This is a genomic window from Fulvivirga sp. M361, from assembly GCF_007097395.1.
Taxonomy (GTDB): domain Bacteria; phylum Bacteroidota; class Bacteroidia; order Cytophagales; family Cyclobacteriaceae; genus Fulvivirga.
In genome coordinates this window covers 25,059-43,914 of record NZ_VKDC01000012.1, presented here as the reverse complement: position 1 = coordinate 43,914, position 18,856 = coordinate 25,059, and the positions used below count along the sequence as shown (strand labels likewise).

At 41.8% G+C, this 18,856-nt stretch carries 14 protein-coding genes; 9 read left to right on the top strand and 5 right to left on the bottom strand.

Annotated elements, in window-relative coordinates; translation table 11 throughout:
* Positions 1–56 precede the first annotated feature (56 nt).
* From prfB to FNH22_RS14870, 3 genes are all read left to right on the top strand, one after another.
* Positions 57–1,152, top strand: a protein-coding gene (gene prfB / locus FNH22_RS14880) for a peptide chain release factor 2 (protein WP_143399204.1) whose coding sequence is annotated in 2 segments (ribosomal slippage) — positions 57–116 and positions 118–1,152 — 1,095 coding nt in all. Because the reading frame shifts where the segments join, the coding sequence is not laid out codon by codon here.
* A 47-nt stretch (positions 1,153–1,199) separates the two neighbouring features.
* Positions 1,200–2,423, top strand: a complete 1,224-nt coding sequence (locus FNH22_RS14875) for an MFS transporter (RefSeq protein ID WP_143399203.1) — start codon at positions 1,200–1,202, stop codon at positions 2,421–2,423.
* Between the two features lie 160 nt (positions 2,424–2,583).
* Positions 2,584–4,002 carry a hypothetical protein gene (locus FNH22_RS14870; protein ID WP_143399202.1) on the top strand — a complete coding sequence of 473 codons (1,419 nt, stop codon included), beginning with the start codon at positions 2,584–2,586 and terminating at the stop codon, positions 4,000–4,002.
* Between the two features lie 109 nt (positions 4,003–4,111).
* On the opposite strand, the gene FNH22_RS14865 is transcribed toward FNH22_RS14870, so the two are convergent.
* On the bottom strand, positions 4,112–4,804 hold the full coding sequence (locus tag FNH22_RS14865; RefSeq protein WP_143399201.1) for a head GIN domain-containing protein: 693 nt from the start codon (positions 4,802–4,804) through the stop codon (positions 4,112–4,114).
* A 162-nt stretch (positions 4,805–4,966) separates the two neighbouring features.
* Between FNH22_RS14865 and FNH22_RS14860 the strand changes: the two genes are divergently transcribed.
* From FNH22_RS14860 to FNH22_RS14835, 6 genes are all read left to right on the top strand, one after another.
* On the top strand, positions 4,967–5,575 hold the full coding sequence (locus FNH22_RS14860; protein WP_143399200.1) for a YigZ family protein: 609 nt from the start codon (positions 4,967–4,969) through the stop codon (positions 5,573–5,575).
* Positions 5,576–5,688: 113 nt separating this feature from the next.
* A complete protein-coding gene (locus FNH22_RS14855; protein ID WP_143399199.1) occupies positions 5,689–6,441 on the top strand; it encodes a hypothetical protein in 753 nt (250 codons plus the stop codon).
* Positions 6,442–6,756: 315 nt separating this feature from the next.
* Positions 6,757–9,138, top strand: coding sequence for a TonB-dependent receptor (locus tag FNH22_RS14850; RefSeq protein WP_143399198.1), 2,382 nt, complete (start codon positions 6,757–6,759; stop codon positions 9,136–9,138).
* A gap of 4 nt (positions 9,139–9,142) precedes the next feature.
* Positions 9,143–10,297 (top strand): DUF4249 domain-containing protein, encoded by a 1,155-nt coding sequence (locus FNH22_RS14845; protein WP_143399197.1) that lies wholly within the window; start codon positions 9,143–9,145, stop codon positions 10,295–10,297.
* A 36-nt stretch (positions 10,298–10,333) separates the two neighbouring features.
* Positions 10,334–11,518, top strand: coding sequence for a DUF4249 domain-containing protein (locus tag FNH22_RS14840; protein WP_143399196.1), 1,185 nt, complete (start codon positions 10,334–10,336; stop codon positions 11,516–11,518).
* 449 nt (positions 11,519–11,967) lie between these two features.
* Positions 11,968–15,651: a putative Ig domain-containing protein gene (locus FNH22_RS14835; RefSeq protein WP_143399195.1), complete on the top strand. Its 3,684-nt coding sequence runs from the start codon at positions 11,968–11,970 to the stop codon at positions 15,649–15,651.
* Positions 15,652–15,930: 279 nt separating this feature from the next.
* On the opposite strand, the gene FNH22_RS14830 is transcribed toward FNH22_RS14835, so the two are convergent.
* From FNH22_RS14830 to FNH22_RS14815, 4 genes are all read right to left on the bottom strand, one after another.
* Complete coding sequence (locus tag FNH22_RS14830) at positions 15,931–16,695, bottom strand: arylamine N-acetyltransferase (protein ID WP_143399194.1); 765 nt, start codon at positions 16,693–16,695, stop codon at positions 15,931–15,933.
* Positions 16,696–16,814: 119 nt separating this feature from the next.
* Positions 16,815–17,294: a ribonuclease HI gene (locus FNH22_RS14825; RefSeq protein WP_143399193.1), complete on the bottom strand. Its 480-nt coding sequence runs from the start codon at positions 17,292–17,294 to the stop codon at positions 16,815–16,817.
* A gap of 63 nt (positions 17,295–17,357) precedes the next feature.
* On the bottom strand, positions 17,358–18,593 hold the full coding sequence (locus FNH22_RS14820; RefSeq protein ID WP_143399192.1) for a multidrug effflux MFS transporter: 1,236 nt from the start codon (positions 18,591–18,593) through the stop codon (positions 17,358–17,360).
* Between the two features lie 12 nt (positions 18,594–18,605).
* On the bottom strand, positions 18,606–18,839 hold the full coding sequence (locus tag FNH22_RS14815; protein WP_143399191.1) for a hypothetical protein: 234 nt from the start codon (positions 18,837–18,839) through the stop codon (positions 18,606–18,608).
* Positions 18,840–18,856 lie beyond the last annotated feature (17 nt).

Here is an 18,856-nt window from a genome sequence, read left to right as displayed (position 1 = left end):
CAATTCCATTGAATGGGATCGGGTGGTTACTTACCTTAGCGAAAATTTTAATTGATATGACAACAGACGAGTTGAAAGACTTGAAAGCCCGTGTAGAGGCTTTGAGGAGGTATCTTTGACTACGATAAAAAAGTAGAAGAGGTAAAAGAAGAAGAACTGGTAACGGCACAACCTGGTTTTTGGGATGACCCTAAAGAGGCAGAGAAGGTGCTGAAAGCAATACGAATTAAAAAAGTGTGGACGGATAGCTTTAGTACGGTGAAAGCCTTATTAGAAGACCTGGAAACACTACAGGAGTTTTATGAAGCGGGAGACGTGGAGGCAGAAGAGATGGATTCGGAGTATGCCAAAACGATCAAAAGCGTAGAAGACCTTGAGTTCAAAAAGATGCTCAGTGGAGAAGAAGATCAGTATGGCGCTATCCTGGAGATCAACCCTGGTGCAGGAGGTACGGAAAGCCAGGACTGGTCTGACATGCTTAATCGCATGTACATCATGTGGGCTGAAAGCCATGGATACTCAGTAAAGCAAATAAATTACCAGGCTGGAGAAACGGCGGGTATCAAGTCTGCAACACTGGAAATTGACGGGCCATTCGCCTATGGTAATTTGAAATCGGAGATAGGAGTGCATCGCCTGGTAAGGATCTCTCCTTTTGACTCTGGCGGCAGGAGACATACTTCCTTTTCCTCTGTTTATGTATCCCCCATAGTAGATGACGACATAGAGATCGACATTAATCCTGCCGATGTGGAATTGCAGACCTCACGTTCCGGAGGTGCAGGGGGACAGAATGTGAATAAAGTGGAGACGAAAGTCCAGCTTACACATAAACCCAGCGGTATAGTAGTGGTATGCCAGGTGGAAAGGTCGCAGCTGGCGAACAGGGAAAGGGCCATGAAAATGTTGAAGTCACGTTTATACCAGTTAGAGCTGGAAAAGAGAAATGCCGAACGTGACAAAGTAGAAGCGGGCAAAATGAGGATCGACTTTGGCTCTCAGATAAGAAATTATGTGCTACACCCTTATAAACTCATTAAAGATGCCCGGACAGGTGTGGAGCGTACAGATGTTCAGAACGTGCTGGACGGTGATCTTGACGATTATATTAAGGCATTTTTACTGGGATACCAGAACGAATCCGAAGAGTAGTTGGACGGTACCAAAGGCAGGCACAGTAATAGTAGGAGTATAATAACATTAACCCAACAACTTTACATGGTTGTTGGGTAAACTTTTTTATAACGGTGGAAAAACAAAAAACCTACACCCTTCAGTTTTGGTTGCTATGCTTTAGTTCATACCTGTTTTTTGCCAGCTTTAATATGATCATTCCTGAGTTGCCCGGGTATCTTACCCGTCTGGGAGGGGAGGAATACAAAGGTCTTATTATCTCTCTTTTCACATTGACGGCAGGCTTGTCCCGTCCGTTCAGCGGCAAACTAACGGATAAGGTCGGCAGAATACCGGTCATGGTGTTCGGTTCCGGAGTTTGCTTCATCATAGGTTTTCTATATCCTATGATATCTTCTATTACCGGTTTTTTTCTGCTTCGCTTATTTCATGGTTTTTCAACAGGGTTCAAGCCCACTGGAACGGTAGCTTATATTGCAGACATTGTACCTGCAAACCGGCGAGGAGAGGCGATGGGATATTCCGGTGTATTTGGTACCATTGGTATGGCGAGCGGGCCCGCTTTGGGTGGACAAATTGCCATATCCTATTCGCTGGATGCCATGTTCTACACGTCGTCAGCATTTGCTATACTTTCGGTTCTTATCCTCATTGGAATGAAAGAAACGCTACCAAAACCGGAAAGATTTAGCCTTGAACATGTGAAGATCAAGCGAAATGAGATATTCGATCCCTCCGCCATACCACCCTCCATAGTTATGTTACTTACCTTGTTTCCTTTTGGCGTTATACTCACAGTTATGCCTGATTATAGTGAATACATGGGTTTGGAGAATAAGGGCATTATATTTACCGTGTTTACGCTTACCTCCTTGTGCATGCGGGTCTTTGCGGGGAGAGCTTCAGATAGATATGGCAGGGAAAAGATACTTCTGGCAGCGGCTGTATTGAATGCCACCTCTATGTTGATCATTGGGTTTTCTACGTCCGTCGCCATGCTGGTAGTTGGCAGTGTTTTTTACGGTGCCGGTGTTGGTATGAACTCCCCTACATTGTTTGCCTGGACTACTGATCTGAGCGATGAGAAAACACGAGGAAGGGCCTTTGCCACCGTTTTTATTGCACTGGAGCTGGGGATTATGGCTGGTGCATTGTTTTCAGGATGGATATACGATAATAATGCAGAGAATTTTCCTGTTACATTTGTTTCAGGTGCTTTCCTTACCATCGTTGCGATCATTTACCTTGTAGGTAGGATAAGAAAGAAACGCTTGATGATGGCCAAGTAAAATGAGATCATCTTGTTGCTTTTCAGGTATCTTAATACTTGTGCTTTTAGTGCATTTTTGATCTAATCTTTTGAGAAGAAGATTTTTAAGTTTTATAGGTTTGAAACATTAAGAACATTATGGTTTAATTTTTCGGAAATCAAATGAAAATACTTTCGTGATGAGAAGCTCTGTTATCTTTTTAGTTGTTTTTTGGCTGTTATTTGGTTCACTTTATGGTCAGTCTTTGGTGAAGGAAATACCCATTGGGCAGGCTACCAATGGCTCAGGCTTTTTCTTGGGCGCTAGTCTTAAAGGTGTAGAAATTATACCTTTTTATTATAATGGTTTTGATAACGGCTTGTTAGCCATAAAAGACAAAAAAAGGATTGTTGTTAAAGAAATGACTCCTGACTTTTCGATATCAAATAGTGTAGAGGCTCAGGTACCGGAATTAAGTCGTTTGTTAGGTGGGACCAGACACCATAATATGGTTTCTTTGTTCTATTTAGCTCAATCAACTCAATTTGATCAGACGATTATTATCCAAGAGATCGTTTTTGGAAATAAAGTGCACAAACAATACAAAGTTCGTTTAGGAAAAGATGAAAAATTCTTTACTTCCATATCTGACAATAATAAATGCTACATTTTAACTAGAATTAGGAATAGCTCAGATGTATGTATCTACCCCCTGAAACCAGGTGATTACCCCAGGAAAATGAAGTTCACGTTAGGGCCGGTTGTGCGTAGCGGAAGGAAAGTGCCATTTTACAGGGCCTTTAATGAAAGTCCTGTTTTTATATCTGAAAATGCTCCGAGCAGTTTTTTGGCTACTTCCAAAGACCATAAAATATACATGAAAGACGACGTTGTTTGGCTGACCATGGACAACTATGAGCATTATACATTGCTCATTAAGCTGGATATTAAAAATGAGTTCGCTCGAATGGAGAGGGTAGAACATATTGTATCAAAACGTGAATATAACAGAACCAATTCGCTCATATTTCAAAATGTTATATACAGTCTTTCAACGTGTGACGCACAATTGTATTTAACGTTGCGCGATATTAATACAAAAAGAGAAATACAGTCTTTCTCGGTAAGCAAATATCAGCAGATAAATTTTAAAAACTCTCCCATTTTTCAAGAGGGCGGCGGCGGTGTTAGAGAAATGCAAATTAATGAAACAAAAACATTCCTAAGAAAAATGTCCAGACTTTCAGTGGCATTGGCCATAGAGGAGATAGATGATAAATACAAACTTTCAATAGGAGGTTTTAAGGAAATAACAACAGGTTATGGTGGTTTTGTACCAGGAGGAGCAGGAGCCTTTGTTTCTTCACCAGTTTTCACAGCTTATTCACTCAATTCATGGGGTAACAAGTACGTTTACTTTAACACTATATTAGAAGCTGAGACACTAGATTATTTGGAAAATGAGCCGGTAAAAACGGGTCATTTCGAAAAAATCAAAGCTTTTGAATCAGAAGTCACACCAAAACCTATGATCTCTACAGTTTTTAAATTTAAAGGACACTACTACTACTGTTACTATCATAAAAAAGATGATATGCTCAGGTTTGTTAAGTTTTGATTCTACAAAGAGAAAGATAGTCTGTATTTGTCCAATAGCTTTACAAACAACAGAGGCTGTCCTTTCAAGACAACCTCTGCTTCTTTGTGATTGAGTTTTTAACCTGACATTACATCTTCCTCACTTTACCACTTCCAGAAGAACTGGCATTGACATTACGTGGATCGCCTTTGTAACGAACGCTTCCACTTCCGCTAATCCTTGAATCAATAGATTCCACAGCATGGATTTCACAGCTTCCTGAACCCGATATTCTGATTTTAAATGAATTAGCTTTAAAATTCTCTGCTCTTACACTTCCCGATCCACTGATGGCCACATGAGACCTGTCACCTTCACCGCTCAGGTAGACTTTTCCTGATCCTGAAATCGTGATATCAGTTTCTTTTGCATCGGCCTTCAGATCCATACTTCCGGATCCGCTTACTTTTAGCTCCAGGTAGTCCGTAGTGAATTTATTCTCTCCATATGCTTTACCGGACCCTGAAAGATTAAGACTTTCCAACTCCCTGACCGTAACGTAAATTTCTAATCCCCGGGTACTTGACCCGCCAAACCAGCTGTTAGATTTATTCCTGATGACAAGCTTTCCGCTGCGTACTTCTGTTAGTATTTCTTCAATGTTGTCTCTGTCACCTTTGAGTTCCAGTTTCTGAACATCCCCCTGCCGGATATATAATTTGCCCGAAGTGCCAAAAGAGATCTTCTCAAATTTGGCTACATCACGTACTTCAGAAGATTGAGCTATTGCCAAGGAGCTGACAATAACAAAGGATAGGAGGGTAAAGACTGACTTCATCATGATTTTTTTGTTTTAAAGACTGATACATAGCATTGAAAGTTGCACCAATTAGACTGATTTTATCAAAAAAAGTTACATTTAATTCATAGATATTGTTCCATAAAGTGAGGAAGTGATCTTACCTATTATGGTATAGTTGATCTATCCAGTTAGACTGAATACATGCAAAGTCATTATAAGACGATAACCACTTCTGCCGAAAGCATTTATAAAGAAAAGGGGAGCAAGTTCATAGGCTTTGCTTATCCTGTAAATGGTGAGGGAGAGGTCAAAGAAAGACTGGAAGCTCTGAAAAAAGCGTATCACGATGCGAGACATCATTGCTACGCCTACGTATTGGGTACTGATGGAAAACAACATCGTGCTAATGATGATGGAGAACCTAACCATTCTGCAGGAGACCCTATTTTAGGGCAGATTGTGTCGCGACAGCTTACTAATGTACTGGTGGTAGTAGTACGCTATTTTGGAGGAACCAAACTGGGTGTAAGTGGACTGATCCAGGCCTATAAGACAGCGGCAGATGAAGCGCTGTCAGGTGCGGAGATCGTGGAAAGAAAAATTACCATACCCATACAACTTATCTACACATACCAGGATACTAACGACGTGATGCGTTTGATTAATGATTTTGACCTGAAGATCATTCGCCAGGAATTTCTGGAAAACTGTAAGACAGAAGCCGAAATAGGGGTCACGTTATTACCTGCGATGAAAGCAAAGGTCCGATTACTGAATCAACTCGGAAAACAAATCGGAATATCCGATTGAAAGGCTTAAAAGTCTTTTTAAGCATTTTGACTTATAAAAGTCTGCTTTTAAAGAATCCCCTTTCTGACTGCCTTGTGAGATTTATAATTTTATTGAAATCAACCCGTGAAATCATGAAACACTATCTTTTAATGCTATTTGTTTCGGCTTTTGCCACTTTAGTAGGCTGTGTACCTAAACAAGAAAGTGCTCAATTACAATCTAAAGTAGATTCCCTTCAATATGAACTGGAAACGGCCCGGAAGGCGGTGACTGTTTTACAGGAAGTAGGAGCACTGATGGATTCTGTAGATGCTGCCCGTAACGACCTGTCCATGGATATGGAAGTGGGCACCAATTATGAAGATTACAAAACCAGGATGGAAAACATCCAATCTTACATCCGTCAGACTGAACAGAAGCTGGATGCTTTACAGGGAGAACTGGAAAAATCTGATGCTAATCGTAACGCTTATACCGGTACGGTTAAAAAACTGAGAAGAGACCTGGCTGCTAGAAATAAAGAAGTTCAATCCCTTCAGGACCAGGTGGTTGGATACAAGAGTGAAAACCAAGACCTGATCACCACGCTTAACCTGAAGTCGGATGAATTGGAGAAAAAAGAACAGGAAATAGCGCTTAGAAAGGAAGAATTAGCTTTGATCGAAGCACGGATAGAAGAGCTAAGAAAGACTTCCAAAACTACGGAAGCGGATGCCTATTATGCCCGGGCCGAAGCAATGGAGGAAGTAGCCAACCGTACAAAACTGGCACCAAAAAAGAAGAAAGAATCGTATAAGGAAGCGCTTACACTTTACCAGGAATCATTGGTACTTGGCCGTATTGATGCCCAGGATAAAATAGACGCTCTTACCAAAAAGATCTAGTTTTTTAAAGCCACCTGCGATTTTGAAAGGGCCGTAGCACTCATAATAATATGGCCCTTTACCATTTAATGCTAATCTGATGCACCTCTGATTTTATGATTGGAAATTTCAGACGGTTGTATCGCCGTTCGTATAAAATACCCCTCGTATTTAGGGATATAATTTGATTTTTTAATCCCTACATCTGTAGAAAATACTCTTTTTTTGTATCTTCCCTGACAGGCCAAATCCTAATTACTCTTTTATTGGTATGAGTGGCTAGTCATAATTGTGAATAGCATCATACTTGTTTAACCTGAACCGAACCCGACTAAAATGCGAAACATAGTTTTTGGCATGCTTCTCTTGTATTGTTCTCCCCTCATTGCGCAGCGCAGTATTCTTATTGGTTATGGTAAAAAGGCGGATCCCCCATATAACGTTACCGGAACTGTTTTTAACAGTGCTACCGGCGAAAGGATCAGTGGGGCCAATGTTTTTATTGAGCGTCAAAACATAGGGATGAGTAGCGATGAGGAAGGCAAGTTTAACTTTAGCCTTTATGAAGGGTTGTACATCATACAGGTCAGTATCATAGGTTACGAGACCCAGGTAAAAAAAATAGACCTCAAAGGACCAGGTAATGTCAATTTTCGTATGAAGGAAAATATCCTGGAGTTGGATGAGGTGGTTTTTCAATCAGAAGGAGCGGATAAAAATGTAGCCAGTAAAACTATCGGTAAAGAAGTTCTTAAGATTGAATCCATTAAAACTTTGCCACCGCTCGGAGGTGAAGTGAACGTCCTGAGAAGTCTGACATTACTACCCGGAGTCTCCACTCAGGGAGAGGCTTCCAGTGGTTTCAATGTGCGTGGCGGTGGAATAGATCAGAATTTGGTAATGTTGGGAGGCGCCACTTTGTACAACCCCTATCATTTGTTTGGCTTCTTTTCCGGTTTTAATGCAAGTGTGGTACGTGACGTGACCCTTCACAAAGGAGCCATTCCTGCTAACTATGGCGGCAGGGCTTCATCGGTAGTAGATGTAACGTATAAAAAAGGTAATTTCCGACAGTGGGGCGGGGATGTTACGGCAGGTACTACGGCTTCCAAATTTTCAATACGCGGGCCTGTAGTGAATGAAAAGCTTTCCGTGATGGTGGCTGGCAGGATCGCCTACCCAAACTGGCTTTTAAGGCAAACCAAAGATGCTAATATTGCTAACAGTACAGCGTCGTTTTTTGATGCCAATGCTGTGGTGAATTATATTATTAATAAGAAAAACAACCTGGAATATTCATTTTATATCAGTGGTGATCAATTTCAATTTGCCGACAATGTAGAGAACCGGTGGCAGAATACAGCCCAGGTATTTCGTTGGAATTCTACTATAAATGAGCAATTATCGTTTGATGTCAGTGGAGTCAGAAGCACCTATACTTCCAATCTTATCGATGATACCCCGTTGAATGATTTTGACCTGGAAACTCAGATCATACATAATGAGTTAAACCTGAATTTTAATTTCAGCCCTTCACAGAAGCAGACCATCAAAGTAGGTGTACAGACCAAGTTTCTCGAAAACAAACTGGGTAAGCTCATGCCTGCACCCGGATCAAGTGTATTACCTGCTACTATTGATGCCGAGAATGCTATAGAATCGGGTGTTTATTTTCAACATGATATTGACTTGATAGGTCCGCTTGGACTTTCTTATGGTCTCAGGTATTCCGATTTTAAAAACCGGGGACCTGGTACGGTCAATGAATATGACCCTAACCGAACCAAAAGTGTAAATACCATCATCTCTACCAGGGAGTTTGATGGGGAAGATATACAAAGTTATAATGGCTTTGAACCACGTGCGGCTTTGAAATACCAACTAAATAAAAGTACTTCCATTAAAGGTGGATACAGTCGGGTGTATCAATATATTCACCTGATCACCAACACCACAAGTGTATCCCCTACCGATGTATGGAAGCTAAGTGACCCTTTCCTGGAGCCACAGATTGTATCTCAGTATTCGCTGGGCTTGTTTAAAAACTTTAAGAATAATCGAATAGAAACCTCTATCCAGGGCTTTTATAAGGACCTGGAAAACCTTGTGGATTTTAAGGATGGAGCAGACCTCTTTGTTAACCCTAATTTGGAAACGGAGTTGATCTCCGGAACAGGTCAAGCATATGGTGTAGAACTTTTTATCAATAAAAATTATGGCAGATTAAATGGGTGGGTCAGTTATACCTACTCAAGGAGTCTGAGAGAAGTTAACGGGCCATTTGACGAAGAAAAGATAAATGATGGAGAAACGTTTTCATCCAATTTTGATACTCCCCATGTGCTTAATCTGATTGCCAATTACCGGCTGGGAAAGAATGTTACTTTTTCCAGTGTATTTAACTATAGCACAGGCCGTCCTTTCACCATTCCGGAAGGTAAATTTCAGTACCGCAGAAGAGAACTGGCTTTCTATGGCGAAAGGAATAATCTCAGAGGACCTGCCAACCATCGCCTGGATGTGTCTTTGCAATTTAACTTTCCCAGCAAACGGAAAGTCTTTGGAGGTAAATGGACGCTGGCAGTGTATAACCTGTATGGTAGAAAAAACCCCTTTTCTGTATTCTTCCAGGACTTTCCCGGACAGCAACCAGGTGCATTTAAGCTTTCAGTAGTAGGGGCACCGTTTCCTTCTATCAGTTATGAAGTAGAGTTTTGATGTGATGAAAAGAATACCTCTAAAAAATAAAGTGATGATCTTATCAGTGGCCATAGCGCTACTGTTATCCTTAGCCGCCTGTATCACTTCTTTAGATCAGGAACCTTCAGATTTTGAAGATTACCTGGTAGTGGAAGGGTTCATTAATGATGATTTTGGACCACATTCTTTTCGTGTTTCAAGAGTGAGCCGGTTTGCCGGTATACGTGACGGAGGTGCCACACCACTTATTGATGCTGACGTAAGTATAGAAGATCAGAACGGTCAGGTGACTGTATTAAGGCGAGAAACGGTGAGGAGAAAAGACCTTTTCAATGAACCTCCAGGGTGTAATATCATGATAAACTTTGTTGATGTTCAGACATCGTATAGAACCCCTGGAAGTTTTAAAGGGGAGGTGGGTAATACCTACACGCTTGAGATCAGGACACTAGATGGTAAAGTTTATCGTTCGGAACCCCAGACTATGCAACCCACCCCTCCATTAGAGGCCCTGGACCTGGCTTTTAAAGAACTTCCCAGCCTGGACGATATCGTAAAGCCATCAGGAGTGGAGGTGCTGGCCATATGGCAGGACCCGCCTGAAGAAGCTAACTATTACTTCTGGCGGATCAACGGGACCTACCGGATCTCTACTTCTGAGGAAGGACTTCCCGGTGGTACATGTTGCTTTTTTGATCCTACCGATAATAAAGAACGGAACTGTTGGATCATAGAACGGGACTTGGAGGGAAATGAAATCGCCTTTTCTGATGACCGGGTGAATGGAGAGCGGATATCCACCAAGGTAGCCTTTATTGAAGATAACGGCCTTAGGTTTGCCAGCCTGACGCTGCCGGAAGAAAAGCTGTATCATGTGGAAGTGGAACACTATCAGGTCCCTGAAGGTGCGTTTAATTTCTATCAAAACCTTAACATACTGGATGAGATCGATGGAGAAATATTCGACCCTCCTCCGTTAAGTATACGAGGTAACATATTCAATATAAATGATGTCAGAGAGCCGGTGATTGGTTTTTTCGGGGCCTATTCAGTTCAGAAAAAAGATATTTTTATTTCGAAAGAATTACTGAAGTTCCGGCAGCGGTTTACAAACCCATGTGGTGACTGCCGTATACGTGCAGGTGCACAAGTAGAAGTGCCTGAGCCTTATCAATAGTAAAACAGATCCAGATAATGTAGCACGTTCAGTCTTATGAAAACAGCTTCGAAGCTTCCGGGAAGGAATTTTAAAACGATCTGTCCTGTCACTACAGCTATTTCAGCGATGGCTGTTGCCAGCTTGGTATTACTATCGGCCTGTGTTACTCCACTAGATGTAAAACCTTCGGCTTTTGAAAATACGCTGGTAGTCGAAGGGTTTATTGATGATGATTTTGGCCCGCATGTTTTTCGTGTTTCCAGGTTGGCGAAATTTTCCGGTATACGAGATGATGGAGCTACCCCTAATATTGATGCCGAGGTACGGATAATTGATCAAAACGGTCAGGTGACGCCTGTAAGAAGGGAATCGGTGAGGCGAAAAGATGTGTTCATCATCCCCCCCGGATGTGGAATAGGTCTGAACTTCGTAGAGGTATTGACCAATTACTGGACACCCGCCACTTTTAAGGGAGAGATAGGCAATACCTACATTCTTGAGATCTGTACGGATGATAACAAAGTATACCGCTCCTTACCACAGACGATAAGGCCCACACCTCCATTAGATTCTTTACACCTTTTGTTCAAGGAATTACCCAGCCTGGACCCTGTTATTAAGCCCTCAGGAGTGGAAGTAATCGCTTCCTGGCAAGACCCTCCCGGTGAAGACAATTACTATTTTTGGCGGATCAATGGAATATACCGTATCTCTACCGCAGAAGATAATCTTTCGTCACAAACATGTTGTCCTTTTGACCCGACAGATAACGGCGCACGCGATTGCTGGATATTGGAAGATAACCGGGCCGAAATTGAGACAGCATTTTCAACTAATTTGAATGATGGCCAGCGGATATCATTACCCGTCGGTTTTATTGAAGACAACGGGCTGCGATTTACCGGTGAGGGGGTGCCTTCAGAGAAGTTGTATCATGTAGAGGTGGAACAATATGCCGTACCGGAAGAAGCTTTCGATTTCAACAGCAGGTTGAAAGTTCTGGATGAAATAGATGGAGAGCTTTTCGATCCTCCTCCCATCAGTATTCGAGGAAATATTTTCAATGTAGCAGATGAAGGTGAACCCGTCATAGGTTTTTTCGGAGCCTATTCTGTTCAGAAAAACAGTATTTTTATTCCTGAATCACTGCTAAAATTCAAACAGCGAGACCCCCGGCCATGTGGGGATTGCCGTGTAAGGGCAGGGGCACGGACTGAGACACCGGAACCTTATCAGTGAGGAGCGGCGAATATACCATTTTAAAGATCACCCTATGCCTGCGTCACGGTGATTAAACTCTAAAGCAAACCACTTTCTAAAGCCGATCTATACACGAACACCTTGTTAGGATCGTGTTGGTATTCCGAAAAGAGGTGTTCCAGCATCCTTATTACTGTGTGGTCCAACTCATCGCTTATTTTCTTAAAACGGCGGGTTTATTATATATAGATTGGTCTGCTTTCTTGGGTATAACAATTATTTGTTCTGAGATCCCTTTCTTTTTCTATTATCCGATAGCCTTGAGATGATCTGTACCAAGCTACCAGGGCCTGATTTCCTGACATCAGAAGAATGAAAAATGACCAACCTTGGTCATTGATAATAATAGCTGGAAGTGGGTTATTCACAACCACACTAAGATCAGGTTCACCAGGATCATTTTTCAGAAGTACAAAAAGTAATCGTCTATGCGACATTTTTTATGGATAGTTCTATTTGTTTCACCTTTAATAAGTTGGTCACAAGAAAGCTACGTTGCAAATACTTCGGGGTTTTCTTACGAGGATCTGGCATTTCCTGAATTTGTCCGTTTGAAAAGTCAAGAATCTAGATCAGCAGATATTGGTTTTCCCTTCAAGTTTTTTGGACAAGCCTATACCAGTGTATATATAGGCTCCAACGGTTATATTTCCTTTTTAAGGCCCGGGCGTTTTTGTTGTGGGGGACAGGAAATCCCCGATAGCAGGACTCCCAATGCTGTTATTGCAGGAAGTTGGCAAAACCTGGACCCCGAAAGGGGAGGAACAATCTCCTATCAAACCATAGGTATTGCTCCTTTTCGAAAATTTGTAGTTCAATTCGACCGCGTCCGCTTTTTTAATTCGTTTAGTGAGTCTGTCAGCTTTCAAATAAAACTTTCCGAACGTTTGAATACGGTAGAGATTCAATGTAAAGATTGTAAAGGACCGGCATGGACACAAGGCCTTGAAAATACTTCCGGTACAGAAGGGATCACTTTTCAGGAAAGAAATAATACGAATATTGGGCTCTCTGATGATGCCGTTATTTTTGAACCTTTTATAAATGATATAGCCAGTGCTAACAGCATATCACTGTCATGGTTAGAGGTCAGTAATGAAACAGGTTTCACGCTTCAGAGGTCTGATAATGGGACAGATTATACAGATATTGCTACACTTTCTGATGATGCCAGGTCATACAAAGATTCCGCCGTGGACCCGGATACCAAATACTATTATCGACTCATCACAAGGTTTTCAGGTGGTGACAGCCAAATTGATCTGACATCGGGAACACTTCCTAATACACCGGCTGATTTAGCAGCTACTCCCAATAGCGCTGTAGGCATTGAACTTACCTGGACGGAAAATTCTAATACAAGGACGGGCTACATCATTGAGCGATCTTTAAACGCTGATGATGGTTTCGAAATAATACATCACATTCGTAGAGGTACAGTAAGATATATTGATAACTCACTTAAACCTGAAACTACGTATTATTATCGCATTTCGGCAGAAAATGATCAGGGTATATCTGCTGCATCCAATGTGGTTTTTGCCGCTACTCCGGCCAGATCAACATTGTATTTTGTAGATGCCGATGCTGAAGGAACAAATGATGGAAGTTCATGGGCCAATGCTTTTAACGATTTGACCGATGCCTTAACAGCAGCCGAAGATGGATCTGATATTTGGATCGCAGAAGGCATTTATAAGCCGGGAGGAGAGACTCCTTCAGAAAGCTCAAAATTCAGTGTATTCAGGCCCGGGTTACGTATTTACGGTGGTTTTGATGGAACGGAAACCTCGTTGGAGGACCGGGATGTAAGTCTGCACACCACTATTTTAAGTGGGGACATAGGCGTCATTGATGACCCGTCAGATAATGTAGACGTCATTGTTCAGTATACGAATAGATTTAATGATAATGATCTGCAACTGTATAATATGACCATCAGAGGCGCACATTCAAGCAATGCCAGAGGCGGAGGGCTCAGTTGTATTGGAAAAGTGAGATTGATAGAAATAGTATTTGAAGACAATCAGGCGCAACTGGGTGGCGGGCTTTATAGTACCCACGATGTTATACTATTTCGTTGTACGTTTCGAAATAATATCGCCACACAATCAGGCGGGGCCCTTTTTCTCGGAGCAAACAATAGGAGACGTTGGTCAATTACCAGGTCCGGGTTTTACAATAACTCATCAGATAGTTGGGGAGGTGCCATATTTGTGAATTCAGACAATGCCCGTCTTGCACTCGATACACTGTATATCAATGATGTGAATATTTCTGATAATACCGCAGATGGCCTTGGTGGAGGTCTGTTTGTTGGTAGGGATACTGAGATGCACATGTCCAATACGGCTATTGTTAATAACAATGCTCTGGGGTCATCCGGATCAGGGGGAGGTTTACATATTTTAAGCAGTGCTCCTATTGATATAAATAACACTACCATATCCGGAAATCGTTCGACTAGCTCAGCTGGTGGAATATTATTGAATCGTAACAGTTTAGCTGTAAAACTAGACCATGTTACCATTTTCAATAATGAGTCGGTAACTGGTGGAGGGTTGTATTTTGATGCAAGTCTTCCGAGTGAACGAGTACAGATCCAGAACACGATCATCGCAGGTAACCGGGCGGATGATGGTTTTGATGATATAAGAGGTGGCATCACCAGTCTTGGCCATAACCTTATTGGTAACATAGGTTCCCAGTCATTTAATACCAACACAGAAGGGGACCTATATGGCGATACGCAAGAAAGAAGTGAAGCGAATGACGGGGCGACACGAGTTACTGAAGGTCCGGTAGATCCTTTATTGGAAGACTTAGCAGATAATGGCGGCAACACTCCTACGCATGCCTTGAAGAGTGATAGTCCTGCCTTGAACGCCGGCTTTTTTTTAACACAGGCGTTTGACCAAAGGGGGTTTTGGCGTATTGGTATCCCTGATATGGGAGCTTATGAATTTAATGTACCTCCCTTCAGGAAGGAGGGTATTCCAGATGTAGTCATGGCACGACAGCGTACCTTCTCTTTTGACATACCGGAAACTGCTTTTGATACCGGAGATGAACTGGGAGATATTTTTAGTTTCGCAGCAAAGCTGGCAGATGATACCATGCTTCCCGAATGGCTTACGTTTGATGGTCGTCGGTTTACAGGAACTCCATTAAGTGATGATGTTTCCATAATGGTGAAAGTGACGGCTACGGACCTGCATGGACAGAGTGTGCCGGATGAATTCATGATCACCCTGGTTGATGCTCCGGCCGTGGCCAATCCCTTAGAAGACCAGGAAGCATTCGAGCTCCGTCCGTTTACGTTTACAGTACCCGAAAATACCTTTAGTCCGGGGAATGCCGGGGATGAGATAACGTATAGTGCAACACTCAGTAATGATAATCAACTGCCTGTATGGCTTACTTTCAATGAGACTTCACGTGAGTTTTCAGGGACGCCTGCTGTTGATGATCAGCCGGTTACGGTAAAAGTAACCGTTACAGACCAGCGTGGATTTTTTGTATCAGATGATTTTGAAATTGGCGTTACGAATGGCCCCAAGGTGAATAATGGAATAGGCGATCAGGTAGCTTTTCAACTGCAGGAGTTTTCATTTGTTATACCTGAAAATGCTTTTGCACTTGGAAATACAGGAAGTCCCTTAACCTACAGCGTCACACTCAGTGATGGTAATGTGTTACCGTCCTGGCTGAACTTTGAAGCTGCCACGCGTAGTTTCTCCGGTACTCCTACCCGTGAGGCCGGACCCGTAACGATAAAGGTATTAGTGACGGATGAAAATGAATTTACCGCATCGGATGACTTTGAGATCACTATGAATATCATAACAGGTGTAGGTCGGTCAAGCAACAATGAGCTGCACGTGCATCCGAACCCTATGCAGGACAGACTCCACATCTATCTACCCTCTAATGACAGTGAAACAGTGGAGGTGACCATTACAACAGTTAGCGGCGTGCTACAATTGAAGCAAATTGTGGCCTATGAGGCAACCGGGATAAACCTGGATACTTCAAGTCTGAAAAAAGGGATGTATGTTTTACGTTTGGTCACGAAAAGGACCAATTATGAACAAAAAATAATAAAGCAATAATGAGAAAGATGAGTTGCATGGACGACTTTTTCATCTCATCCGATATTTCTAATGATTACTTACAGCTTATTGAGCCTATAAGATAGTCATAGTAGAATAAGATTTTAGCTAGTAGGACGTGTAGTAACCCCAAATTGGCATTAAAGCCTTTTTGGGGTTCTATTTACACGAAATCGATTTATTGTTTTGACAGAAACAAACCACGTTCTTTTTTATGCCATGATACCTGGACTGTGTATGAAGCCATGGGATATTCAATGAATACTCATTTATATGCATTTAAGACAGTTTACTATTAATATTGATTTTGAACCTTTCATGAAGTATTCCAAATAATTCTTCTTCACCATCAATGATGGACTCTTTTTTTACTCCCTCCCTTTTCTCTATGAACCTGTTATTAATAATGGTAATCCTACCCTTGTCATTGGGCAATGTACAGATCATGTTTTTTACAAAATGTGATTCACTGGAATATTGCTTGAATTTACACTGTGGCTGAAAGTCTGCTATACTTCTTGGTTGGATATTAAATTGGTATCTCCTGGTAAAAACACTTTCATCGATTGACTCGGACAATGTATAATCATGCTCATTTAACTTATTGATTTTGTAGCTTTTGAACCAATCCCTGGAAATGACATTTTCCTCCATTTTGATGGGTGAAATGAACAAGTCTCCAAAGCCCACATCCACCAACCATTTGTCTTTGAGATCAACTACGATCGACATGTGATCGAATTCGGGGCCTAGTATTTGATCTTGATCGTAAATTCTCGACGATATCATCGATGCCTTGAAACCTAATTCATTCAGTAATTGCCAGAACAGGTAATTCAATTCGTAACAAAACCCACCTCTCATTTTCCTGATCACTTTGTCATAGATGGCCTCTGGCTCTAGTTGGATTGGAATGCCATAATGGATATCCAGGTCCTCGAAAGGGATATTCAATACATGTTGCCTGTGCAGCTCCTGTAAGGTCTCCTCGTTAACCTGGATCTTCTTTTTGAACCCAATCCTGTTTAAATAATCTGAATACATATTTTCTATGTGTCGCGTGATTCCTTATCTGCTCTCAATAGTCCCTCTTAGCCAAACTATTAATATTCCGGAGGTCTCTTGCCGGTTGATCATGCAAATTGAAATTTTTTATCAATAACTCATACATATGCTGCCCTAAGCGCCTGCCTGGAAGCTCTGTCCACCAAACTAAATAATTGACCCATGACATCCCGTTGCCCTGAAGGCTGGTGTCCCGGCACTTTCATCAAATGGGGATCCAGCATATCCACTATATCATAAAACTGGCGGTAGAGTTCATGGTTATTCAGTAACTTATTTTTCCCGGAGCGATAGCCGGTTCGTTCTAAGTCACTTCTCCTTCCAGGTAATCCAATAATATTTTGCGAATCCGTGTAAACCACCAGCTTTTTATTCGTTTCGCAAACCTCTGTCAGGGCCCATAACAAGGTCTGCAACTCAAGCTTTGTAGATGAGGTATCTTCGAAGCGCTTTACCTGAACTCTTGACTTTAGGGAATCTATGGAAAGTTCATGTTCAGAAACCGATAAATAGGCTCCATATCCAATGTTGCGTATTGTATTCACACTTCCATCAACGAACATCAATTGTTTATCCATACAATTAAAAAACGGATTGCTGCCATCTACCCATAACTAATGTCTGTTTCAAAGATGTTCATTTTACACAGTTTGTTTGTCTTTGGTGACCCAATAATAAACGCCAAGCGCCAATGACCCGAATAGGGCAAACCCTAATACCAGGGGAAGAACGGATCCGGAATAACTATTTCCGACAACAATAGAAAAAGGCACTGAGATCATAGTGGATATGGATCCTATGATAGCAGCTCCTATTCCGGCGATATGTCCCAATGGTTTCAGTGCCATAGCATTTAAGTTGCCCACCAGGATGCCAAAGCAGAATAAAACCAGCATCATGAAGACCATCAATGCCCAAAATGGTGGAGACCCGTTGGTCACAATGGTCACAATAGCAAAAACCGAAGCGCTGATACTGGTTGCCCATAAGGCTGATTTCGATAGATAATTCATCCCAAACCGCATCACAAGTTGACTATTGACTAATAATGCACAGCCTAACGAAAGCGATAAAATGGCGAAATACATTGGATACAATGGTCCCAGGCCATATTGTAGCTGGAATATTTGTTGTGATAAATTTAAGTAGCTGATAAAAGCGGTTGAAGATAAGCCTAATACGATGGTGTATCCCAGCGCATATTTATTCTTAATGACTTCCAGAAACCGGTTTTTAAGTTGAATAAAAGAAATAGGTTTTCGTTTGTTCTTTTCCAATGTTTCCGGTAACCTCAGGTATACCCACAGCAGCATAACACTTGTCAGTATGATAAATACAATAAAAATGAAACGCCAGCCTGCTACAAAAAGAACGCCTTGTCCTAAAGCTGGTGAGATAGTTGGGACCACTATAAAAACGAGCATCACAAAAGACATTACCTTCCCCATATGGTCCCCTTCAAAATTATCACGGACTATCGCCAGGGTAACAATGCGCGGGGCGCCTAAACCAATTCCCTGGATGATTTGCCCTGTGATCAACACAGATAATGTTGGTGCAAAAAAGGAGATCATACAGCCTGCTATAAATACGATAAGACCAAGGTAGAGCGATGACTTTCGACCCATTGAGTCCGAAGCAGGCCCATAGATTATCTGTCCCAAAGCCAGCCCAAGGTATAAAAGAGACACCATTAATTGAACGCGGTTCTCGTTTGAAAGCGCTAGTTCTTCTGTAATGTCTTTAAAGGCGGGGAGGATCATATTGATTGAAAAGCCTACCAAAGCCATCAGCATGGCTATAATGGATATAAACTCAGCAGTAGGTATGGATTTTTGAGTTGTTGATTTATTTATAACCGGAGTTTGGACTTTCATATTCTTACAAATTCAAACTTCAGAAACTGATAAGTGTCTACCTGCTTCTGCGGACAGCTGGAACAGGCTTTTTATGGGCTTCCGAATGCCCTTTCCTGTAATGTAAGGGTTATATAGCACTGCATAATCTGTTGGTTGTAACAGATCAGTTTCTTCATTTGCGATATTATGGATGACCGGGACAGACAGCTGCTGATGGATCGGATTAGAGGTGTTGTTCCTAGGGAATACGGTTTTCTTTCTCATGTATACTGCCTTTTTCG